The 2,818-nt window shown below is 56.4% G+C and carries 3 protein-coding genes; all 3 read right to left on the bottom strand.

Features of this window, described 5'->3' with window-relative positions; translation table 11 throughout:
- Positions 1-261: 261 nt before the first annotated feature.
- Positions 262-402: a hypothetical protein gene (locus NKJ13_RS31450; RefSeq protein ID WP_352691948.1), complete on the bottom strand. Its 141-nt coding sequence runs from the start codon at positions 400-402 to the stop codon at positions 262-264.
- A 97-nt stretch (positions 403-499) separates the two neighbouring features.
- Positions 500-928 carry a hypothetical protein gene (locus NKJ13_RS31445; RefSeq protein ID WP_352779560.1) on the bottom strand — a complete coding sequence of 143 codons (429 nt, stop codon included), beginning with the start codon at positions 926-928 and terminating at the stop codon, positions 500-502.
- Between the two features lie 369 nt (positions 929-1,297).
- Positions 1,298-2,614, bottom strand: a complete 1,317-nt coding sequence (locus tag NKJ13_RS31440) for an amidohydrolase family protein (protein ID WP_352691944.1) — start codon at positions 2,612-2,614, stop codon at positions 1,298-1,300.
- Between the last annotated feature and the right edge of the window lie 204 nt (positions 2,615-2,818).

The following is a 2,818-nucleotide window of genomic DNA, read 5'->3' as shown; positions in this document are numbered from 1 at the left end:
TCGGCCGCCGCGGCGCCGCTTAACTCGGCGACCATATCGCCCGTTGCATGTTCCAATGTCATGGCGCGAAAACTCCATGTTCATCGGCCTCTTGCAAGGTGCCCTGGCGCACCGCTTACTCTGATGAGGCAAGAGGGTTTGTCGGTTTGATTGTCGCGGCGCGTCAATCAGCGAGGCTGTTGGCGGGTGTGGCATAGGACGCGGGGCGTCCCGGGCCACGCTTTCGCTCCATGGCCTCGCGGTGCCTGTAGCTCTCGACATTCATCCGAAGATGGTTTTGCTCATCCCGCCGAGCTTGGACGCCAGGCATTCGCCAGCCGATGCCTTCGAGCAGAAGCCAAGCTGAGCGGGCATCACCACCGTGCCGTCGGCCGCCGAGGGCCAGATGAAGCGGCCGCGCAAGGACCCTGGCCGTCTTGCCAGACCTTCATCAGCCCTCCCTGCCGCCGGGGGACACAGAACAAATGACCGCTGTGCGGATCGAGCTTCAATTGCACCGTCAGCGACAGGCCGGGAAGTCCTTGCGCATATCCGTATAGCCAGTGTGGCGAGCCACACCTTCACACCGCTCGGGATCGAGATCATCGCCGCTCCAGAGCGCCTCACTATCGAGATCACTCTCGACCCGCAGGCGGCGGGCGCCGCCAAGCTCGATAGTCACAGTGCTGCTCTTCTTGCGCGATCGGGATATCGGTGATTGCGTCGCCTCGACGACCTCCACGGGAACAAGATGCGGCACGGACGGCGCGAAATCTGGCAGAGTTCCTTGCGCCACCGGAAAATCTGGCTCACATGAAGGCCAGCCGATCGCGCGATCTCGGAAACACTGACCCGGCTTAAACGCCGCGGCGACCAGCCGCTCCTTCTCGTCCCGAGACCAGCGCCAGCGCCGCTCGACCGACGTGTCTTCAATCTGATGCTTCGTCACAGGGCTACTCCTAGTGCTTGCACCAGGACCTTGCAGCCCTCAGCCTGCCTCAGCAGGCGGCCAACTGGGTGGGGATACCATAAACCTCGAAAAACCCGCCGAAAAATCCGCCTTGCCGCCCTGTAAGTCGAGATGCCGATATTGTCGCCTTCCCGCGCACGAGACGGCACCGGTGCCGCTGCGATCAGCGCCTCGCAGGGGGCGAGTTCCACGATCCGCCTCAAATAGATGACCGCCGCCAGATAACCGATAGCTCCACGACGCTCAAAGTCACGAGAGATAAAAATAAGGCGATCCTCATCTGTCAGCTATATGAAGGCTCGATGCCCCAAAGCGTCCAGCTTATCGCGACCCACTAACGCCTGCAGTTCACGGATCTACACCACAGGGGTTGTTCGGGAAGAATTGGTGCGCATTCCCTCGCATGATCTGTTCGATCAGCGTCGGCATATCCTCGGCAGCGAGCCACCCGCTCGCCACGAGTTGGTGCACAGCCTCGACGATACCGCGCCGTGCCAAAATAGCATGCCCGTAAATGGGTTCCGCGGCTACAAGGTCCCCACCAAACGTAAAGATCTTGTTCGATGGTACTGCGACCAAAAAGTCGGTCAAAAAGCGGGTACTCGCGACAGGATTTAGCATCCATGCCCAGCACATATCGATGTAAGCATTTGTGTATTGCTTCGCAAGCGCAATAAACTCATGTTCATACGGGTACCCTATATGCATCAACACGAAGTTTACGTCCGGATAGTCCTGCAACAAGCGACATAGGTCAGATGCATTGCGTCGGACGCGGTCAACTTGCATGACGCCGACTGAAGCCAAATATCCGGTGTGTAACTTCACCGGCAAGCCATACTCTTCAGCCTTGCCTATGCAATACCGAAAGAGAAAATCTTGAACCGCTTTCAGATCATCTGCGCCAAGCGAATGGCGAGCCCCAGTAAGATCCGCTTGGTTCGGGAAAAGGCGAGCGGCAAGACTTTTAGTCACTGGAGCGAAATCCAAGGCACGAGTGTACGCAATCTGGCACTTCACCGCCACGGCCTTGGAACCGTACCTTCGGAAATAGTCATCGATAATCGAAAGCCATTCGTCGAGCGAGCTCGGGCGTGAACCCGTTTCTTCCTCGATCCGCACGAAATCCGCGGCACTGCACCGACAAAGACTTAGAATGCTGAGGTCTTGCGCGAGGATATTAGGTGTAGCACTCTCTATGAACGAACTTTGCAACGCGTTTACGTGGCAAAATTCTATATTCGAACGCCTTAGAATATCCGTGTAAAAGCCAGGCCTAACGAACTCGTGGTACTTTTCCGCAATCTGCGGAAACGTATCGCTTGTAAGATCGATTTCGCCGTAAAGACCACGAAAAGTGTGACGAATCGCCAGTCCGTAACCCGTATTCTTTATCCGCTTCCAGTACGGAGCCACTAGGAGATATTTTTCTTCACTCCTGAGGTTGGGGTTTAAGAAGCTTTGAAAGTCTTTCTGTGGCATACCGCAGACAACAAGGTCCTCCGCAGCATAGTCTTGGAAGAGATAAGACCAATCGTTCGACTGGAAAAATCTCGGGTGTACGACTCCCTCGACGCGCTGCCGCTCTTCGATCAAATGCTCGTGAGTATCCACAAAGGGGGTCTGCTCAACGCATTCGCGGATTTTATGGCGGAGGTCAGGCATTCAAGTTTCCTCGGATCAAGTACTGCGCCAGGTCGAACCCACTTCGGCGTCGATCAATGTTTTGGGTAGGGTCACCACTTGCTAAGCCTACCGGCTGATAAGTTGATCGACGCCGAACTCCGCCTACTCCCAAGGAGGCGAGTACAGGAGTCCGCCGTTAACCCATGAGGCATTGGGGGTGCCGGTTCGGTCGATATAATAAGG

The sequence above is a fragment of the Mesorhizobium sp. M0174 genome (genome assembly GCF_040322275.1).
Classification (GTDB): domain Bacteria; phylum Pseudomonadota; class Alphaproteobacteria; order Rhizobiales; family Rhizobiaceae; genus Mesorhizobium.
Note: the sequence above shows the minus strand (reverse complement) of the source record. Positions and strands in the feature narration are given on the sequence as shown.